We start from the raw sequence: 19,750 nt of genomic DNA on the forward strand, positions 1-19,750 counted from the left end.
GCAAGAGGAGCCGAAATGGCCAACGCCCAAGCCCAGCCGATCGAGACATTGAGCCCCGTTCTTTCCGTCGACAGGCTGACCACCTCCTTCCTCGTGGACGGCGCCTGGAAACCGGTCGTGCGCGATGTCTCCTTCACCGTCGCGCCCGGTGAAACCGTGGCGATCGTCGGCGAATCCGGCTCGGGCAAGAGCGTGACGTCGCTGTCGATCATGCGGCTGTTGCAGCCGGAAACGAGCCGCACCGAAGGCTGCGTCGTGCTCGGCGGCCGCGACCTGCTGGCGCTGCCGGAACACGCGATGCGGCAGGTGCGCGGCAATGAGGTGGCGATGATCTTCCAGGAGCCGATGACCTCGCTCAATCCGCTTTTCACCATCGGCGATCAGATCTCCGAAGCGCTGCTTTGCCATTCCGATTTGAGCCGGGCCGATGCCAGGGCCGAAACGATCAGGCTCTTGGAGAAGGTCCGCATCCCCTCGGCCGCCTCGCGCTTCGACGAATATCCGCACCGTTTTTCCGGCGGCATGCGCCAGCGGGTGATGATCGCCATGGCGCTCGCCAGCCGGCCGAAACTGCTGATCGCCGACGAGCCGACGACAGCGCTCGACGTGACGATCCAGGGGCAGATCCTCGATCTCATCAAGATGCTGCAGGCGGAGGAGGGGACCTCCGTTCTCTTCATCACGCATGACATGGGCGTTGTCGCCGAGATCGCCGACAGAACGGTGGTGATGTATCGCGGCGAGCAGGTCGAAAGCGGCGTCACCGCCGATATCTTCCACCGCGGCAGACATCCTTATACGAAGGCGCTGCTGTCCGCCGTGCCGGTGCTCGGCTCGATGCAGGGTCGGCAGAGGCCGCTGCGTTTTCCCGTGGTCAATACCGCAACGGGCGAATCCGACGTTCCCGCCGAGGCAGCCGATACGGTGGCAGTGACGCCCGTCCTGCAGGTGAAGAACCTCACCAAGCGCTTCGATATCCACTCCGGCCTCTTCGGCCGGCTGACGAGCCGCGTGCACGCGGTCGAAAACGTCTCTTTCGATCTCCATGCCGGCGAGACGCTGTCGCTCGTCGGCGAATCCGGCTGCGGCAAATCGACGACAGGGCGGGCCATCATGCGCCTGATCGAGCCGCAGGCCGGTTCGGTGCTCGTCGAGGGGAGGGAGGTGCTCGGCCTCGACAGGAGGGCACTGCGCGAAATGCGCAAATCCGTGCAGATGATCTTCCAGGATCCCTTCGCCAGCCTCAATCCGCGCATGACGGTGGGTGCTGCGATCGCCGAGCCCTATCTCGAGCACGGCATGGGCACGGCGAAACAGTCCAAGGACGTCGTTGCCGATCTGCTGGTCAAGGTCGGCCTTTCCGCGGAGATGGCCGGGCGTTATCCGCATGAATTTTCCGGCGGACAGCGCCAGCGCATCTGCATTGCCCGGGCGCTTGCCCTGCAGCCGAAGGTCATCATTGCCGACGAAAGCGTTTCGGCGCTCGACGTCTCGATCAAGGCGCAGGTCATCAACCTGATGCTCGACCTGCAGCAGAGCCTCAACCTCGCCTTTCTGTTCATATCGCATGATATGGCGGTGGTCGAGCGCGTCAGCCACCGCGTGGCGGTGATGTATCTCGGCGAGATCGTCGAGGTCGGCCCGCGCGCCGCCATATTCGAAAATCCGCAGCACCCCTATACGAAGAAGCTCATCGCCGCCGTGCCGGTGCCCGATCCCGACCGTCGCCACGAAAAGCGCCTGGTGGCGAATGACGAGATCAAAAGCCCGATGCGACCGGTCGACTATGCCCCCCCGAAAGCTTTCTATCGCGAGGTCGGGCCCGGCCACCTGGTGATGGCGGATCGCTCGTCCGGCTTGTGAGTTGCCTAACGGATCGGCGGCGCATAAAGCAGGTGCAGAGACAAATGCTTGGAAAGCCGCACCGATGAACAAGACGGATTATTTTTCGACGCTCGGCGGATTGCCGCCGCAGAGCCAGCTGCTCTCGGGCCGGGCCGTTTTTACCACGGCTTACGCGGTCATCCCCCGCGGCGTCATGAGCGATATTGTCACGAGCCTGCTCCCGCATTGGACGGGCACGCGCGCATGGGTTCTCTCCCGGCCGCTGTCGGGCTTCTCCGAGACCTTCTCGCAATATGTGATGGAAGTTCAGCCGGGCGGCGGTAGCGACCGCCCGGAGCCCGACAAGCGGGCTGAAGCGGTGCTGTTCGTCGTCGAAGGCGACATGACGGTTGAGCTCGAGGGCGTCAGCCATGCGCTGCGCGCCGGTTCCTTTGTTTACATTCCAGCGGATTCGGCCTGGCGTCTGAAGAATGACGGCTCAGCCGCAGCAATCTTCCACTGGGTCAGAAAGGCCTTTCAGGAGGTCGAGGGGCTGGAACCGCCGCCGGGGATCGTCACCCATGAGGACGACCATCCGATCCGGGCCATGCCCGACACCGACGGGCGCTGGGGCACGACCCGCTTCATCGATCCGGCCGATGTGCGCTACGACATGCACGTCAACATCGTGACGCTGGAGCCGGGTGCGGTGATCCCGTTCATGGAAACGCATGTCATGGAGCATGGTCTCTATGTGCTGGAGGGCAAGGCGGTCTATCGCCTGAACCAGGATTGGGTCGAGGTCGAGGCTGGCGATTTCATGTGGCTGCGCGCCTTCTGCCCGCAGGCCTGCTACGCCGGCGGCCCCGGCCGGTTCCGCTACCTGCTCTACAAGGACGTCAACCGCCATATGAAGCTCTGGTAGTCGCTTTCCGCGACGCGTGCCGCACGCCCGCACGCTCCCGATCAGCCTGTTCGGTTGCTTGACAGCTCTGTGGATTGCCCGCATCGTTCTTCGATGCGGAATATGGATTCATGGCTCTCGGAGAAGAAAGAAATAGGCCGAAGAAACGCTGCCGAGGCGGTCTTCGAAGATATCCGCACGGCCATTGTCGATCGGAAACTGGCGCTCGGGATCCGTCTGCCCTCGGAGGTGCAACTTGCCGAACGTTACGGCATCAGCCGGGCGATCGTGCGTGAAGCGCTGCGTTCGCTGCAGACACTGGGGTTCACGCAGACCAGGACCGGCCGGGGCACCTTCGTCGTTTCGGAAAGCCCCGCGCGCCAACTCGGCGGCGGCGCCTATTCCGCCCGGGATCTGATGGAGGCGCGCCCCTGCATCGAGATTCCGGCTGCCGGTTGGGCGGCATTGCGGCGCTCGGACGAGCAGCTGACCCGGCTCGCATCCTTGTGCGACCGGATGGACGAGGAAGAGGATGTCCGGGAATGGGTGCGGATGGATGCGGTCTTTCACGGAGAAATCGCGGAGGCTTCCGGCAATGCGATCTTCCGGAAAGTCGTCGCCGATGTTCGCGGCGCGCTTTCGACGCAATCCGAACTCGTCGAGCATGTTCGCGGCCGGCGCAAAGCGTCCAACGCCGAACATCGCCGAATTCTGGAGGCAGTTGCCGCGGGCAGCGAGCAGGATGCGCGCGCGGCAATGGCGGAGCACCTGCTGGAGGTCGAGCGGTCCATCATCGGGATTGCCGATAACAGACGAACTGCCTGGAAGGCCTGATTTCAATTTTGCGCCCGGACATTCCGCCCGGCCAATCGAATGCAAGCGATGAACGATCTAGAAAACTGGCTGTCCGATCCCGCGACCCTCAGTCGCAAAAGCGCCTCGGAACTTGTGTTCGATGAATTGCGCAGCCTCATCCTTTCCGGCCGTTTTGCTGCCGGTTCGAAGCTGCCGTCGGAAGCTAAGCTGGCGGGAAAATACGGCGTCAGCCGCCCGATCGTCCGGGAAGCGCTGCGCTCGCTGCAGATTTTGGGGCTGACGGAGACGCGAACGGGCAGCGGCACCTATGTGCTCGCGGCTGCCGGCGACGGAAATATCAGTTACGGCGATTATTCGGCGCGTGATCTGATGGAGGCGCGGCCTCACGTCGAAGTATCGGCCGCCGGCTGGGCGGCGCTGCGTCGGAGCGATGACGAGCTGTCCCGCTTGCTCGGACTTTGCGACGAGATGGAGCAAGAGAAAAATACCGAGGCCTGGGTGCGGTTGGATTCGGAATTTCATGGGCTGATCGCGGCTGCATCGAAGAACGCCGTCTTCCGCGACATCGTCGACGAGGTCCGGGAGGCGATGGCGCAGCAATCCGGGCTGCTGACGGTCTTAGGGCCGCGGCGCCAGGAGTCGAACGACGAGCATCGCGCGATTGTCGACGCGATCCGTGCAGGCTCGGAGATCGAAGCCCGGGCCGCGATGGAGGTTCATCTCCAAAAGGTCGAGACGGCGGTCAATCGCATCCTCGGCGCCGCACTGCGTTAAGCAGCCGCGAACGCTTCCTCCAACACCGTGCGCTTGGGCATCGGCAGCTGCCAGATGGGCGAACCGGCGTTCATATATGCACCCTCTCGAACGAAAGACCTTGACCGTGGCGCGGATCCTCAGCTATTCCACAAACCTGTCAGACCGCATAGCAGATTAACATCTATGGAGCGACTGCGCGGAAGGGCGGCCGGGGAGGCTGCCGAATCCAGGATAGGGAGGAGTAATGACAGTCATGGAATCCACCAGAACCGAGGCCGATGGCCAGATCTTCGCCGAGGAGGATCTCGGTTACAAAAAGGCGCTGAAGCCGCGTCAGATCCAGATGATCGCCATCGGCGGCGCCATCGGCACCGGCCTGTTTCTCGGCGCGGGCGGGCGGCTTGCCGCTGCCGGTCCGGCGCTCGTACTCGTCTATGCCTTGTGCGGCTTTTTCGCATTCCTCGTTCTCAGGGCTCTCGGCGAACTGATCGTCCATCGCCCGACCTCGGGCTCGTTCGTCTCCTATGCCCGTGAATTTTACGGCGAAAAGCTCGCCTTCGCGGTCGGTTGGCTGTACTGGCTGACCTGGGCGATGACGGCGGTCGCCGATGTCACCGCGGTGGCGCTCTACATGAATTTCTTCAAGGCCTATGTCCCATGGATCGCCATGATCGATCAGTGGGTATTTGCGCTGACGGCACTGGTCCTTGTTCTCGCCATGAACCTTCTGTCGGTGAAGGTCTTCGGCGAACTGGAATTCTGGTTTAGCCTCGTCAAGGTTCTCGCTCTGGTTGTCTTCCTGATCGTCGGGGTTTACTTCGTCATCTCCGGCACGCCGATCGACGGCCACGTTCCGGGGCTGAATACGATCACCGATTTCGGCGGCATGTTTCCGAGCGGGATCCTGCCGGCGCTGGTCGTGATACAGGGGGTGGTTTTTGCCTATGCCTCGATCGAGCTGATCGGCACCGCCGCAGGCGAAACCGAAAATGCGCGCAAGGTCATGCCCCGGGCGATCCGGACGGTCGTGCTGCGCCTGGTGGTCTTCTATGTCGGCTCGGTTCTGCTGCTGTCGCTGCTGCTGCCCTATACCGCCTATAAGGGCGGCGAGAGCCCCTTTGTCACCTTCTTCGGCAAGATCGGCGTCCAGGGCGCCGACGTCGTCATGAACCTCGTCGTGCTGACCGCGGTCCTGTCGTCCCTCAATGCAGGCCTCTATTCGACCGGCCGCATCTTGCATTCCATGGCGATCTCAGGCTCGGCGCCGGCCGCCCTGGCGAAAATGAACAGATCCGGCGTACCCTATGGCGGGATTGCGGTGACCGCAGTCGTGACCGCCTTCGGCGTCGTGCTGAACGCCGTCGTTCCGGCAGCAGCTTTCGAGATCGGCTTGAATGTCGCGGCCCTCGGCATCATCGCGGCCTGGGGCGTCATCGTCCTCTGCCAGCTCAAGCTGTGGTACCTGTCACGTCAGGGCAAGCTGGCGCGGCCGGAATTCCGGATGTTCGGCGCGCCTTACACTGGCGTGCTGACGCTGGGCTTCCTGGCGATCGTCGTGATCCTGATGGCCCTCGATTATCCAGTCGGCACCTACACGGTCGCGTCTCTGCTGTTGATCATTCCGGCGCTGGTGGTCGGCTGGCTTCTGATGCGGGAGCGCATCCACCTGATTGCAGCCGAACACGGCGACGATCGCGGCGGTTTCGATCTGGCCTGACCCGCGATAGCTATCCCCGGCGCGCCGAAGGCCGTCGGGCACCGCATCAATGGAGAGAGAAATGATCCCGAGTGAGGATTCCGTCGTCACCGATCGTGGCGGCATCGTCGAGAACCGTCACCGCGTCCATGCGGCGGTCGTCGATGCAACGGGGAGGCTGCTTTACGCGCTGGGAAACCCGACGCGCCTGACGCTTGCCCGGTCTGCCGCCAAGCCGGCTCAGGCGCTTGCCATCCTCGAGACGGATGGGTTCGAGCGCTACGGCTTCGATGATGCCGATCTCGCGCTGATTTGCGCTTCCCACAGCAGCGAAGAGCGCCATATCGTGCGGACGCGGACCATGCTATCAAAGATCCAGGCCGAGGAGGCGGATCTTCGCTGCGGCGGCCATCCTTCCTTGTCCGAAAACGTGAACCGGGCCTGGATCAAGCAGGACTATACACCGACGGCTGTCTGCAGCAATTGTTCGGGAAAACACGTCGGAATGATTGCCGGCGCCCGGGCCATCGGAGCGGGCGCCGACGACTATCACCTGCCGGATCATCCGATGCAGCTGGTCGTGAAGCGGACGGTCGCCGAACTCTGCGACCTGGACCCGCAGGACGTCGAATGGGGGATCGACGGATGCAATCTGCCGACGCCCGCTTTTCCCCTGGATCGCCTGGCGCGCCTCTATGCCAAGCTTGCTTCGGCCGCGGACCGGGGCGAGGGGCGGGAGGGCTCGTCGACGCGAGACGCAGCGCTGGCTCGCATTTTCCGGGCGATGGCGTGCTACCCTGAACTGGTCGCGGGCGAAGGGCGTTACTGCACGGTTTTGATGCGCGCATTCGACGGCGCAATGATCGGCAAGCTCGGCGCCGATGCCAGCTATGCAATCGGTGTTCGCGCCTCGGACGATACCAGGCGACTGGGAGCGGATGGGGCGCTCGGCATCTCGGTCAAGATCGAGGACGGCAACATCGAAATCCTCTACGCCGTCGTGACGGAAATCCTCGAGCAGCTTGGCGTCGGCTCGTCGGAACGTCGCAGGCAGCTTGCGGAGTTTCATCGCCCCAGGCGCGTGAACACGATGGGTATCACGACCGGCGGCGTGTCCTTTCCATTCAAGCTGCGCGGATCCAAGCCGGACGGAGAGAATTCCCGTCCCGCGGCTTGACCGGATGACACTTCCGGATCCGGCAATTTCTGCCGCGTCCCCATTCATCATTCTTCCGGCCTGCCGCCGCAGCCGCAGCGCCGCCTCTCGAAAGTTCAGCCATGACTATCTCCGATATTGCGAAAATCCGCGTCGAGCATGACCTGATCGGCGACCGCGACGTTCCGGCCTCGGCCTATTACGGCGTGCATACGCTGCGCGCGGTCGAGAATTTTCCGATCACCGGTCAGACCCTGCGTGAATCGGCGGATCTGATTGCCTCGCTCGCCGCGATCAAGCAGGCGGCGGCTCAGGCCAATGCAAGCCTCGGCCTTCTCGATCGGGCGCGCGCCGACGCCATCATCGCAGCGTGTGTCGAGATCCGCGACGGCGCGCTGCACGACCACTTCGTCGTCGATCTCATTCAGGGCGGCGCCGGCACCTCGACCAACATGAATGCCAATGAGGTGATTGCGAACCGGGCGCTTGAAATCATGGGATATTCGCGGGGCGAGTACCAGCACCTGCATCCGAACGAGCACGTCAATCTCTCGCAATCCACCAACGATGTCTATCCGACGGCGCTGAAGCTCGCCGCCTGGATCGGCGTTCACCGTCTCGTCGACGCCATGGCAATCCTGCGCCGGTCGTTCGAGGCCAAGGCGGTCGAATTTGCCGACGTCCTCAAGATGGGTCGCACCCAGTTGCAGGACGCCGTCCCGATGACGCTGGGACAGGAATTCGGAACCTATGCACTGATGCTCGCGGAGGATGAGGCGCGCCTTGCCGAAGCCGTCTCGCTGATCCGCGAGATCAATCTCGGCGCCACCGCCATCGGTACCGGCATCACCGCCCATCCCCACTATGCAGCGCTGGTGCGCGAGCGCCTGTCCGAGATCGTCGGCGTCGATCTGGTGACGTCGCCGGATCTGGTCGAGGCGACGCAGGATTGCGGATCCTTCGTGCAGCTTTCGGGCGTCCTCAAGCGCGTGGCGGTCAAGCTGTCCAAAACCTGCAACGACTTGCGACTGCTGTCCTCGGGACCGCGCGCGGGACTGAACGAGATCAACCTGCCGGCGCGGCAGGCCGGCTCTTCGATCATGCCGGGCAAGGTCAACCCGGTCATCCCCGAGGTCGTCAACCAGGTCGCTTTCGAAGTGATCGGCAATGACGTGACGATCACCATGGCCGCCGAGGCGGGCCAGCTTCAGTTGAATGCTTTCGAGCCGGTGATCTTCTACAGCCTCTACCGCAGCCTGAGCCACTTGACCAATGCCTGCCTGACGCTCGAAGCGAACTGCATTCGAGGCATTACCGCCAATCGTGACCGGCTGCGGCAGACGGTCGAGCAGTCGATCGGCATCGTGACGGCGCTGAATCCCTATATCGGCTATCGCAACGCCACGGAGGTTGCGCTGGAAGCGCATCATTCGGGACGGGGGGTTTACGAAATCCTTCTCGAACGCGGCCTGATGCAGAAGGAGCATCTCGATGCGGTGCTGCGCCCGGAAACCCTGACCCGGCCGAGCGAGAAGCTATCCTTCTCGTAAGGCATGTGGCTCTTTTTGCTGTTGCGAAGGGCGCCCGGCCGCTTCCGCAATCTCTCCAAAAGGATGTCAGCGGCACATGAAGCTCTGGTCGCTTCATGTGCCCGGCAACACTCATCTGTGCGTGATCACGCCGCCTTTGCTTGCGGCTTGGCGGCCTTGACATGGGTTATGCTGCGGCGGCCGTCGATGCCAACGGGAATATCGCCGTCAACCGTGGCGCGGCGCACGACGCGGTGCTGGTCGCCATAATCGTTGACGGCATAGTGCTGGGTGGCGCGATTGTCCCAGATCGCCACATCCCCCGCTCTCCAGCGCCAGCGCACGGTATTTTCCGGGGCGGTGACGTAGGACTGGAACACCTCGTAGAGTTTTACGGAGTCGCTCTTCGACAGGCCGACAAGGCGCTGAACGAAGTTGCCGAGCAGTAGCGATCTTTCGCCGGTTTCCGGATGGACACGCACGACCGGATGCTCGGTCTCATAGATGGTCGAGGTGAAGACCTCCTCGAAATGCTTCTTCTCTTCAGCGGTGGCGCGAGGGCGAACGGCAGCATAGTCATAGGCATTGCTGTGAATGGCCCACAGGTGATCCGCCAGCAATTTGAGCGGCGCCGGCAGGCTTTCATATGCGGCATGGGTATTGGCCCAGATCGTGTCGCCGCCGGCCGCCGGAATGACGACGCCGCGAAGAACGGAGAATTTGGGATAGGCATCGACGAAGGTGACGTCGGTGTGCCACTGGTCCGCCCTGCCGCCGCCGCGGCTGGAATCGAGATTGAGGATGGAAGCCGTGCCGGCGACCGGTCCCTGGGTTGGATGCGGCACAAGGTCGCCGAGGCGGCGTGCGAAGGCTTCCTGTTCGGAATCGTCAAGATGTCCTTGATCGCGGAAGAAGATGACCTTGTGTTTCAAGAGAAGCTGGTTGATGGCCGCCACCTTTGCATCCGAAAGATCACCGCCGAGGCGGATACCCTTGATTTCGGCACCGACGCGGCCGGTCAGCGGGACGACATCGGACTCGGGGATGATCTGATTGACGAGAACCGGATTGCTCATGGAAATCTCCTGTTGAAATTGGAAGAAGTCGGCAGGTCACTGCGCCCGATGAAGGATTCATCGGGCGTTCGAAATCTCATCGCTGGATGTCGACGGGGCTATGGAACGGCATAATCTATAAAATATATAGACAATAATTTCTAATTTTGCCTGTTTTCCTGAAATGCGATGTTCGATTTCCTCACCGGCGGGGAGGCTGGCGGCCGTTGCCATTTCTTCGTATGTTCCGCCGGTCAGCGTGGGATCGCCGAGCAAATCATGCTTGAGGCCCTGGATCCGCGCCCGGAAAGGAACTTGCGATGGCAACAGTCAAACTCCTGTCGGATGAAGAGGCCGCAGCCATTCCGACCGTGCAAGCCGTGTTCGATGACATCAGGGCGACACGCAAGACCGATTTCATCAACAATTTCTGGCGTGCTCTCGCAAATGATCCCGCAAATCTCAACCGGGTGTGGGAGACGCTTAAGTCGGTCATGACGGTCGAAGGCGCGATCGATCCGTTGACGCGGGAGATGATCTATATCGCCGTGTCGACGGCCAATGCCTGCCAATACTGCATTCAATCCCACACCGCGGCCGCCCGGGCGCGCGGCATGACCGATGCCCAACATGGCGAACTCCTGACGATCATCGGGCTTGCCGCGCAGACAAATCATCTCGCTCTCGCCATGCAGGTTCCCACAGATCCGGAATTCGAGGTGCGGTAGGAAACGACCCGAATAACTTCGCGGCTGCGGCATCGACGTACAGAATCGGCCGCTTGGAGCGCCTTCAGCACGATGCGATTACCCCCCGCTGAAAACGCTCACATGTGCCTTTGACAGGATAACAAGATCGTCCGGTCTGACGTTGAGATAGTTGCGCCGCGTGCCGCAGACGGCTCCTCCGTCAGCAAAAATCTCTACGATGCCCTTGTCGTGGATGACTCTCAGATCCGTGGCACCGGCAATCGCCGCGGCGTAACGGATCGATCCGTCGTCTTGTGGCAGCTGCACGGAGATACTTTGATCTTCCACCATGATGGAAAATGACAATTGTCCGGCTTCGGTCGCAGTGATCCTTGTTCCGTCGAGCATCCCGTTCAATCGGATATCGATCGACGCTTCGTCCAGAACATATCTGCCGGGCTCTGCGGAAGACAGAGGCGCATGAGTGAGGGCCTCCTCCACTTCGTCAGCGGGTCTCATGCATATCCTGTTGCGCGCATCCAGCGACAGCTGGCGAGGTAAGGACAACTCGCCGGAATACGGCGACCCGGCAGGCTTGCGGAACTCCCAATTGAACAACCACGCAAAGGCAATCTGCCTGCCATCCGTCGCGAAGCTCTGCATCGCATAATAGTCGCTACCGAAGTCGAGGAGTTGCAGCGCATCGGAGTCCGGAATGAAGCGGTCATCGACGAAATCTCCGACGAGCCCATAAAGCAGGTTGTGTCGGCCGCTGCCTGGATCACAGTGTCCGACAAGTCCCATGATCAGCACCCATTTGCCGTCGATGGGGAAAAAGTCGGGGCATTCAACTGCTCTGGCGCCCTGCTCACGGAAGAAGGGCGGTGCACGGAACAGCGGTCCCAGGTATTTCCACTCACGCAGATCCTCCGAACCGTAAAGCAAGACTGCCGGGTCGCCATGAATAGAAGCGCCGAGCACCATGCGATAAGCGCCGGCGGCTTCATCCCACCACACCTTTGGATCGCGGAAGTCGTGCTCGACTCCTTCGGGGCGCTGCTCGAGCACGGTCGAGATGCTCGCCGCCTTGATCATCCGCCGGTCCGGCCGGGCGATCTTCTGTATTTCTCGATAACCTTTGAAAAGGTCATAGGCGGGCAGGCGCTCCGTATAGAAGAACATCAGCCTGCCATCCCTATCCTCAAATGCATTGCCGGAGAATGCGCCTCCGGTTGCACCGAGACGCCAGAGGTTCTGCTCCGGATGGAGGAAAACCGGCATGTGTGTCCAGTTGAACAGGTCAGGGCTGGTAGCATGTCCCCAGTGCATTGGCCCCCAGTCGCCGCCGCATGGATGAAATTGATAAAACAGGTGCCAACAGTCGCCCATCCTGCAGAGACCCACGGGATCGTTCATCCAGTTGCGACAAGGAGAAAAATGAAGTCGAGGCCGCTGAGGATCGCTTCGCAGCCATGTGCCAATTTCCTTTCCTGCGCGAATTAGAATCTCATCCGTGCTGAATTCCCATAGCTTTATGCCGGCCTCCGCAACGGTTGCCGGATCGTAGGAGTAGGCCCAAAGGAATGCTTCCGGCCGATCCCATTCAACGACAACGCTGCCGGCCTCGCGGTGGTGATAGGAATAGTATGATGGATGAGCTTCGAAAGCGGGCACACGCCAGAGGGTCTCACCATATTGTGAAATGGTGACGGCCCCGGGACCAACTGCCCAGAATTCCAAACGCTCGCCCGAAGCAAAAGAGACAGTCGCTTTAGCCATTTGGAGACGCAATCTGAGTGAAGAACGGCCGGTCCGAAGACTGGCCCAAGTTTTCTCGGGAAGAGGACTTGTGGTCCCACGACCGGCGGGAGAGGCCTGGCGGCTGCGGTCTATTGCCCAGGAACCGGAGTGCCCCTGAATGCATTGACCGCTCGGTCCATCACCACTTGTTCGACATTTCCGGAGTCCAGGACCGTATTCCCCACGGAGGCCTTTTGCACCAGCACAGTCGTTACGTCGAGCAAAGTCGAATTCCCGATTGAAAGCAATGCGCTCACTTGTGTTGAAAAACAGGCGCTGTTTGGCGTGTCGCTCCCGTCTTTTTGAGCTATTTCGGTGGTGGCCACAATGTGGTTGTTGGCTATGTAGTTTCCACTGCCGGAAACTACATTGATTATGACAGGTTTTGCTGCGGGAGGCTTGATATATTGAGTGTCAACGGTGTGCGAAATATGGTTCGCGATCAGCGAATTGTTGCTGCCGTCAATCTGCAGAAGTCCAAACAGATCATCCAAGCCATTGTCGTACTTCTGCATCGGCGCCCATGGCTCGCGATCTCGCAGAAAATGATTTGACGAGACCAAATTCTCGCAGCAGTTAGCAGCAAGAACCAACATTCCGGGATAAAAGGAATGGAACCTGTTTCCCGTGACCGAGGAACGCACCACTCCGGAGAAATGGACACTGCTTGCTCCTCGAGGAAATACGTTGTTTGAGGACACCAGAATGCCGGCGTAATTCTCGGCGTAAATCGAGTGTCCCCTATATCCCGCGCCGACGAAATTATTTGCTATTCTCGAGGCCTGCCCCATACCTTTCAGTTCGATACAGTTGCCGCACTCTGCGATGAAATTGTTGTCTATCGCGAGCGCATCTGCATCATGAACAGTAACTCCGTGTTCCAGGTAGATAAGGCCCATCCCGGTTATTCGGAATGAGTCATTGGCGCTGCCCACATAGATTCCCGTTTTGCCATTTCTGTATGTGTTTTCTGCGTCGTCTTGCCCCAAACCATCATCGATGAAGTGCAAGCCATCGATGCAAAAGTCGGCAAACTCCACAGAGCTTATACGAGGATTTCCGTTGCGCTTGACATAAAACGCGGCACCAGCAGCCTCACCGTCTGCGGCCTCTGGAGAAATGTCCACAAGGATTCGACTTCCGCCCGGCCACACCTCGTGCCAGTGGGCCAACTCGCCTGCGGGTGTGTTGAAGCGGATGCTTGACGACGTAAAACCATGACCAGAGCCAACGATTTTCAGATAGCTCACGTCTATAACGACTTGAGTGACGAGACGATAATCGCCTGGTGGTATGTAGATAACTGATCCAGGTTTTCCGCCGTCATTTACATCGACAACCGCTTGCCTGTTCTTGATATCTGCAATGATGTTATTGATGACGGCGCCAATATCCTCCCGAGGATTGCCTGTTGGATACTTCGTGACGTCGTAACAGTTTTCGCTAACCATTGTCATGTCTCCTCGGACAGCGAGGGTTAATCTTGTTTTCTTTTGGCTGTGCCTTCACCAGATGCTGGTGCGGGTGCCCGGGTCAAAGAAGTGAAGTTCTTCGGCATCGACAGCGATGCGCGCGATGTCACCTGCTCGCACTGTGCTCTTTGGAGAAAAGCGGGCTACCGCAGCTTTTTCGTCGCCGATGTCGACGATGGCGTCCGGGTCGCCAGCGTCCACCCATGGTGCATCGATATTCAGATGCACCATGGATTCAGAACCCAGCGCCTCAACAAGAGTGACCGGGGCCGAGATCTCGGCCGAAGAAGGCCGGATTGAAGCGTCATTCATGTGCTCCGGCCGGATGCCGAGGAGGATTTGACGGTGAGACGCACCGTTGAGCGAGGGACGGCATTCGAAAACCCGGTCAGGAATTTCGAAACTGTTGCTGCCCAGGATCACCGTCCTTCCATTCAGAACGGCCTCGTACAAGTTCATCGAGGGCGATCCGATAAAGGCCGCAACAAAGACGTTGTCGGGGCGACTGTACAGGTTCTGGGGAGTGTCGACTTGCTGCAGCACGCCGCCCTTCATGACAGCGACACGGTCCCCCATCGTCATTGCCTCGACCTGATCGTGAGTGACGTAGATCGTGGTGACGTTGAGTTTTCTCTGGAGGCTGGCAATCTCGGCGCGCATCTGCACACGCAGTTTTGCATCGAGATTGGACAACGGTTCATCCATCAGGAAGGCGGACGGCTGGCGGACGATCGCCCGACCCATGGCGACGCGCTGCCGCTGGCCGCCCGAGAGCAGCGCCGGTTTGCGGTCGAGCAGAGCCGTCAGCTCGAGGATGCGCGCGGCCTCATCCACGCGGCTGGCAATGTCGGATTTCGGCAACCCCGCCATTAGCAAGGGAAAGGCGATGTTTTCGCGCACGGTCTTGTGCGGGTACAGCGCGTAAGATTGAAAGACCATGGCGATGTCGCGATCTTTGGGATCGACATCGTTGACGACCCTGTCCCCGATCCTGAGTTCGCCGCTCGAAATGCTCTCAAGGCCGGCGATCATCCGAAGCGCCGTCGATTTCCCACAACCCGAGGGACCGACAAACACCATGAACTCACCATCCCTGATGTTGAAACTCAGGTCGTGTAGCGCATGAAAGCTGTTGCCGTAGATCTTGTTGACGTTGCGCAGTTCTATATCGGCCATGTCTTAGCCTCCCTCATCCTTTTACAGCGCCGAAAGTCAGGCCGCCGACGATCTGCTTTTGAAGTGCGAGCGTTACGATGATGACGGGCAGTGAATAGAGCACGGCCGCCGCCGTCATCGCTCCCCAGGCAAGGCCATAGACGGAGTTGTATTCAGCAATGACGATCGGTGCCGTTTTGGTCGCCTCTGACGTCAGCAGCAGTGCGTAGAGGAACTCATTCCAACTCGTGATGAAGGTAAACAGCGCGGTGACGGCGATTCCGCCCGTCATGATCGGAAGAATGACCTTCAGAAAGGCCTGGAAACGGGTGCAGCCGTCCATGCGCGCCGCTTCTTCCAGATCCTTCGGAACGCCTTCGAAGAAGGCTGCCATGAGAAGAAGCGCAAGAGGTACCGCGGCTGATGTGTGGGCGAGCACCAGACCGGGAACGGTATCCAGCAGACCGAGCGACTTAAGAAGCTGGAACAGTGGCACGCCGAGCGACACCGATGGCACCATGCGCGTGACCAGCGCGAAAAGCAGGAACAGGGTGGTGATCCGGCGCCGGTAGTGGGTCGCGACATAAGCGGCCGGAACCGCCACAGCGAGGGAAAGGATGGTCGTCAGCACCGCCACCATCAGCGAGCTTGCGAAGGCCCGCGGCAGGATCGACGATTGCAGGACATCGCGAAAATTCTCGAAAGAGATCACCACGGGAAAGAAGCTCGGCGGAATCTGCTGGACATCCGCTGCCGGCTTGATCGACGTCATGAGCAGATATACGTAAGGCAGCGCATAGGACAGGACGAGGACGAGCGCGGCGGCATTGATCACCATGCCGTTGAGATTGAAGCGGCGCGCACTACGCATGGACCGGCCTCCATATCTTCCAATAGGCAGCAGCAGCCAGAACCATCATGACGATTAGAAACAGCGTGCCGGAGGCCGAGGCCTCGCCGAGATCGCCGAAGCGCATCATGCGCTGATAGATGTTCATCGAAAACACTTCAGAAGCGTGGTTGGGGCCACCCTGCGTCTGAATCCAGATGAGGTCGAAGGTCTTGGCCGCATCCACCCCACGCACGATGACGACGACGGCGATCACCGGGCGCATCAGTGGCAGCGTGACATGCCAGAAGCGCTGGAACGCGTTCGCGCCGTCGATCCGCGCCGCCTCGAGCAGGTCTTTGGGAATGTTTGTCAATCCGGCATAGGAGACGAGGGCGACAAAGGATGTCGTCAGCCAGATATCGGCGAAAGAGACGGAATAGATGACGATATCTTCGTCGGACAACCAGGCAATCGCATCGGGATCGCTGATGACGCCCAGATGGACGAGCCCGTAGTTCAAGATGCCGATGTTCCCGACCAGGAGAAAGCGCCACAAGAGGCCGGCGACGATTGGCGGCACCATCAATGGCAGCGTGAAGATCGTGCGGTGCCAGCGCGATTTACCGGGGAGCGCCGTGAACAGCAGCGCGGCGCAGAAACCGAAGGTAAATTCGAAGAACAGCGCAAAGATCGAATACTGGATTGTTCTGAATGCGCTTTCCGCGACACGCTTCGAGGTTAGCGCGTCGATATAGTTCTTGAGCCCGATCCATTCTCGTATGTGGGGAGTAATGGTGTCGACCTTAAAAAAGGAATCGAACACCAAAAGCCCTACCGGGTATGCGACCAGCAAGCCAAGGATGGCGAGGGCTGGCGCAAGCATGCACAGCACGAATCGGTCTTCACCCGACATGGCGCTCTCCGAAAGCTGATGATGCGAGGAGGACCACCCGTCCTCCTCGCCGCCGAGGGACTAGTCGAGGATGTCTTCGATCGTTTCCTTGGCGTCCGTCAGGACCTTGCCGACGTCCGCTTTGCATGTCAGGGCCTGCTGCACGGCTGGCAGAACCGCTTCGTCGACAAATTCCTGATATTTTTCATTCATCGGACGGCCTTGCGTCGCAGGAGCGCCCAACGTCTCAAGCAGCGGCGTGAAATGCTCATAACCGGGCTTGCTGGCATAGCCGTTATAGGCCGAATTCGTCGCAGCCAATCCAAGCGGCGCTTCGATACCGAGCGCATTGTTGGCGATGGCGAAGGCTATGAACTTCTTGGCCGCGTCCTTGTGCTGGGAGGTCGACGGAACGACATTGTACCAAGGACCCGGAATTGCCGCGATTCCTGCATCGCCAGCCAGCATTGGGGCGACGCCGACCTTTCCGCTGACCTTGGAATCGGCGGGCGTCATCTTGTAGGCGTGCGCCCAGAATTTCATCATCGCCGTCTTGCCTTGATAGAACAGGTTCTGAGCTTCGCCCCAGCCAGTCTCGTTGACGTTTTCGGGCACGGAATGATCGATGCAGTGAGGCGCGATGTAGAATTCGAGCGCCTTCCTATGCGCTTCGTTGTCGATGATCACCTTCCCATCCTTGTCGAGGATCACACCTGGCGAGCCCGCCTGAAGCACATGCGCCATCCACTCTTCGGAGAAGCTGCCGATGGTGTCGGTGCCCCAAAAGTCAGTCTTGCCGTCACCATCGGTGTCTCGGGTGAAGAATGTTGCGATGTCGCGCCATTGCTGCCAAGTCTTCGGCGGGGCGAGGGGATAACCATATTTTGCCTGGAACGCTTTCTGTTCTTCCGGCTTGTCGAAAACGTCCTTGCGATAAAAAACAATTTCGGCATTGGCCCAAGCAGGCATGCCGATCAGTTTGTCGCCGATCTTCGCGTCGGCAAGCAAGGCAGGCGGCAGGTCCTTGCGAACCGCGTCGGTGAAGAGCGGCGCGAGGTCTTCGACATGGCTTGCAAATTTCGCGTTCCACACGACGTCGATCGTTACCACATCGAACGCCGATGAGCCGGAGGCGATTTCGGCCGAAAACTTGTCGAAGACGCCCTGATAGGGAACGACGGTGAAGTCCACCTTGATACCGGTCTCGGCGGTAAACTTCTCTGCGGCTGCCTTCTGCAGCATTTCGCCGCCGCCTTCCACGAGGATATTGATGGTTTCGGCCTTGGCGGAGGCCGCTATGCAAACGAGCGCGAGCGCGCTGGCGCCAAGCAGTTTTTTCATGAATTCCTCCCTTGTTCCGCCGGAAGCACTTGCCTCAGGCTGTTCCATTGTTGGACCATAGGCGCGCTATGACGACGTTGTCAATTGGAATTGTCGACGTTGTCAGAAAAATATGTCGACGTTGTCATGCGTGTAGTTTACAACAGACCCGCATCAGGAGAATTGGCGGACATGGTTAGCATCGTCAGCGTCGCGAAAGCGGCCGGGGTTTCGAATAAAACAGTCTCTCGCGTCATCAATGGCGAGCCCTACGTGACTGAGGAAACCCGGGAGAGGGTGGAAAAGGCTATTCGCGACCTCGGCTACATCCCGAATATGGCGGCGCGCCTCATACGATCCAGCCGTTCCAACACCTTTGGGATTATCACCGATTATGTTTCCACGACGCCTTATTCGGTCGATATTGTCCGCGGAATTCAAGATTGGGCCAATGCGAACGGGAAAACCATCCTGATAGCCAACACCGGTGGTTCTTCCGAGAGAGAGGTGGAAATCTGGAAAATGTTCCAGTCCCATCGCATTGATGGAGTCCTGTATGTAACCATGTACCGCCGCATTGTGGATCCGGAGACCGGCGATGTCAGCATTCCGACGGTGATGATCAATTGTCGGCCGCAAACAAGGGAGCTCCTGCCGTCTATCGAGCCCGATGATTATCAGGGGGCGCGAGATCTTACCCGGTATCTCCTTGAACGGGGTCATCGCAGAATCGGTTACATCCGGCTCAATCCGATCCTATTGGGAGCCGAACTGCGCCTGGAGGCATTTCGCCGAACGGCAAGCGAATTCGGTCTCACAGAGAACGACCTCTCTATCAGCCTCGGCATGGATGGGCCTGTCGGGGCAGAAAACAACTACGTCTTTGCGGCAGCGACCGAAATGCTCAAACAAGACGACCGTCCGACCGCGATCATGAGCGGCAACGACGAAATGGCAATTCAGATCTACATTGCCGCCATGGCGCTGGGATTGCGGATTCCACAAGACGTCAGCATCGTCGGCTTTGACGATTTTCGAACAGTCACGACGGCGCTGAAGCCAGAGCTGACCACAGCAGCGTTACCATACTACGATCTCGGCAGAGAGGGTGCGAAGTGGCTGAACGATTTGATAGCGGGCGAGAAGATTTATCCGGGCAGTCGGGTTGTCTCTTGCAAGCTGGTTGAGCGTAGCTCTGTCGCCTTTAACCCTCATTAGGCGGGAGAATCTCTGCTGCCTACCTTGAATGAGAAGCGGCATTGAGCTTCTTGCACGACCGGGCGCCCTACGCCGGGGCTTACTCCGGTTTACCTAATCGCGGTGAACGCCTGGATGTGAGATACTGAATATGCGGCAGATCGCCCGATCTGCCCGATTGTTGAGGAGGATGTCCTATGCCACTGTTCATAATCACAGGGTGCTATTCAGCCGCGGCAGCGAAGGGAATGATCGCCGATCCATCGGACCGGGAAGCGGCGGCCCGTACCATCATGGAAGCAGCAGGCGGGAAACAGCATTCTTTCTACGTCACGACCGGCGAAACCGACTGGATGGTAATCGCAGAATTCCCCGACGGTGTTGACCTGATCCCCGCGCTTCTTGTCGTCGGCGCATCGGGAGCAGTATCGAATATCAAAACCGTGCGAGCATACACGGGTGCGGAATTCAAGGCCGCCCAAGAAAAGGCGGGCAAAATCGCATCTGCCTACAAGGCCCCGGCAAAATAACGAAACCACTCGTCGAACGATCTTCGGCAGCGGATGTTCGATCCGCTGCCGGTTCGTTCCGGCATCGCCACAGGCGGAGAGGTCAGCCATTCGGGCAGGAGAGTGCGTAAATCCAAAATTGTGGGTG

General features: G+C 59.7%; 18 protein-coding genes. 10 read left to right on the top strand and 8 right to left on the bottom strand.

Annotated features, from left to right (window positions below; translation table 11 throughout):
* The first annotated feature begins 15 nt into the window (after window positions 1-15).
* From J7U39_RS24315 to aspA, 7 genes are all read left to right on the top strand, one after another.
* Window positions 16-1,863, top strand: a complete 1,848-nt coding sequence (locus J7U39_RS24315) for an ABC transporter ATP-binding protein (protein ID WP_210632365.1) — start codon at window positions 16-18, stop codon at window positions 1,861-1,863.
* A gap of 64 nt (window positions 1,864-1,927) precedes the next feature.
* Entirely contained in the window at window positions 1,928-2,749 is an 822-nt protein-coding gene (locus J7U39_RS24320; protein ID WP_210632366.1) for a bifunctional allantoicase/(S)-ureidoglycine aminohydrolase, read from the top strand.
* Between the two features lie 93 nt (window positions 2,750-2,842).
* Complete coding sequence (locus J7U39_RS24325) at window positions 2,843-3,562, top strand: FadR/GntR family transcriptional regulator (protein WP_210632367.1); 720 nt, start codon at window positions 2,843-2,845, stop codon at window positions 3,560-3,562.
* Window positions 3,563-3,610: 48 nt separating this feature from the next.
* Window positions 3,611-4,318 carry a FadR/GntR family transcriptional regulator gene (locus J7U39_RS24330; RefSeq protein WP_210632368.1) on the top strand — a complete coding sequence of 236 codons (708 nt, stop codon included), beginning with the start codon at window positions 3,611-3,613 and terminating at the stop codon, window positions 4,316-4,318.
* Between the two features lie 226 nt (window positions 4,319-4,544).
* Window positions 4,545-6,017 carry an amino acid permease gene (locus J7U39_RS24335; RefSeq protein ID WP_210632369.1) on the top strand — a complete coding sequence of 491 codons (1,473 nt, stop codon included), beginning with the start codon at window positions 4,545-4,547 and terminating at the stop codon, window positions 6,015-6,017.
* A gap of 61 nt (window positions 6,018-6,078) precedes the next feature.
* Window positions 6,079-7,173 carry an asparaginase gene (locus J7U39_RS24340; RefSeq protein WP_210632370.1) on the top strand — a complete coding sequence of 365 codons (1,095 nt, stop codon included), beginning with the start codon at window positions 6,079-6,081 and terminating at the stop codon, window positions 7,171-7,173.
* Window positions 7,174-7,274: 101 nt separating this feature from the next.
* The gene (gene aspA, locus J7U39_RS24345; RefSeq protein WP_210632371.1) at window positions 7,275-8,702 is read left to right on the top strand and encodes an aspartate ammonia-lyase; all 1,428 of its coding nucleotides are present in this window, start codon (window positions 7,275-7,277) and stop codon (window positions 8,700-8,702) included.
* Window positions 8,703-8,827: 125 nt separating this feature from the next.
* Here aspA and J7U39_RS24350 read toward each other — a convergent pair whose 3' ends face one another.
* Together J7U39_RS24350 and J7U39_RS24355 are read right to left on the bottom strand one after the other, a co-directional pair.
* Window positions 8,828-9,757, bottom strand: coding sequence for a TauD/TfdA family dioxygenase (locus J7U39_RS24350; protein ID WP_210632372.1), 930 nt, complete (start codon window positions 9,755-9,757; stop codon window positions 8,828-8,830).
* 57 nt (window positions 9,758-9,814) lie between these two features.
* The gene (locus J7U39_RS24355; RefSeq protein WP_210632373.1) at window positions 9,815-10,063 is read right to left on the bottom strand and encodes a hypothetical protein; all 249 of its coding nucleotides are present in this window, start codon (window positions 10,061-10,063) and stop codon (window positions 9,815-9,817) included.
* On the opposite strand from J7U39_RS24355, the gene J7U39_RS24360 reads away from it, so the two are divergent.
* Window positions 10,057-10,464, top strand: coding sequence for a carboxymuconolactone decarboxylase family protein (locus J7U39_RS24360; protein ID WP_210632374.1), 408 nt, complete (start codon window positions 10,057-10,059; stop codon window positions 10,462-10,464). The genes J7U39_RS24355 and J7U39_RS24360 overlap by 7 nt on opposite strands.
* 78 nt (window positions 10,465-10,542) lie before the next feature.
* Here J7U39_RS24360 and J7U39_RS24365 read toward each other — a convergent pair whose 3' ends face one another.
* From J7U39_RS24365 to J7U39_RS24390, 6 genes are all read right to left on the bottom strand, one after another.
* Window positions 10,543-12,204, bottom strand: coding sequence for a GH32 C-terminal domain-containing protein (locus J7U39_RS24365; protein ID WP_210632375.1), 1,662 nt, complete (start codon window positions 12,202-12,204; stop codon window positions 10,543-10,545).
* 110 nt (window positions 12,205-12,314) lie between these two features.
* A complete protein-coding gene (locus tag J7U39_RS24370; protein ID WP_210632376.1) occupies window positions 12,315-13,676 on the bottom strand; it encodes a NosD domain-containing protein in 1,362 nt (453 codons plus the stop codon).
* Between the two features lie 54 nt (window positions 13,677-13,730).
* On the bottom strand, window positions 13,731-14,873 hold the full coding sequence (gene ugpC / locus J7U39_RS24375; RefSeq protein WP_210632377.1) for a sn-glycerol-3-phosphate ABC transporter ATP-binding protein UgpC: 1,143 nt from the start codon (window positions 14,871-14,873) through the stop codon (window positions 13,731-13,733).
* Window positions 14,874-14,886: 13 nt separating this feature from the next.
* A complete protein-coding gene (locus J7U39_RS24380; RefSeq protein WP_210632378.1) occupies window positions 14,887-15,723 on the bottom strand; it encodes a carbohydrate ABC transporter permease in 837 nt (278 codons plus the stop codon).
* Entirely contained in the window at window positions 15,716-16,597 is an 882-nt protein-coding gene (locus J7U39_RS24385) for a sugar ABC transporter permease (protein ID WP_210632379.1), read from the bottom strand. The genes J7U39_RS24380 and J7U39_RS24385 overlap by 8 nt, the downstream gene beginning before the upstream one ends.
* A 60-nt stretch (window positions 16,598-16,657) precedes the next feature.
* On the bottom strand, window positions 16,658-17,917 hold the full coding sequence (locus J7U39_RS24390) for a sugar ABC transporter substrate-binding protein (RefSeq protein ID WP_210632380.1): 1,260 nt from the start codon (window positions 17,915-17,917) through the stop codon (window positions 16,658-16,660).
* Between the two features lie 171 nt (window positions 17,918-18,088).
* Between J7U39_RS24390 and J7U39_RS24395 the strand changes: the two genes are divergently transcribed.
* Both J7U39_RS24395 and J7U39_RS24400 read left to right on the top strand, forming a co-directional pair.
* Entirely contained in the window at window positions 18,089-19,114 is a 1,026-nt protein-coding gene (locus J7U39_RS24395; protein WP_210632381.1) for a LacI family DNA-binding transcriptional regulator, read from the top strand.
* 176 nt (window positions 19,115-19,290) lie between these two features.
* Window positions 19,291-19,623, top strand: coding sequence for a GYD domain-containing protein (locus tag J7U39_RS24400; protein WP_210632382.1), 333 nt, complete (start codon window positions 19,291-19,293; stop codon window positions 19,621-19,623).
* Window positions 19,624-19,750 lie beyond the last annotated feature (127 nt).

It is taken from the genome of Rhizobium sp. NLR16a (genome assembly GCF_017948245.1).
In the GTDB taxonomy this organism is placed as follows: Bacteria; Pseudomonadota; Alphaproteobacteria; order Rhizobiales; family Rhizobiaceae; genus Rhizobium.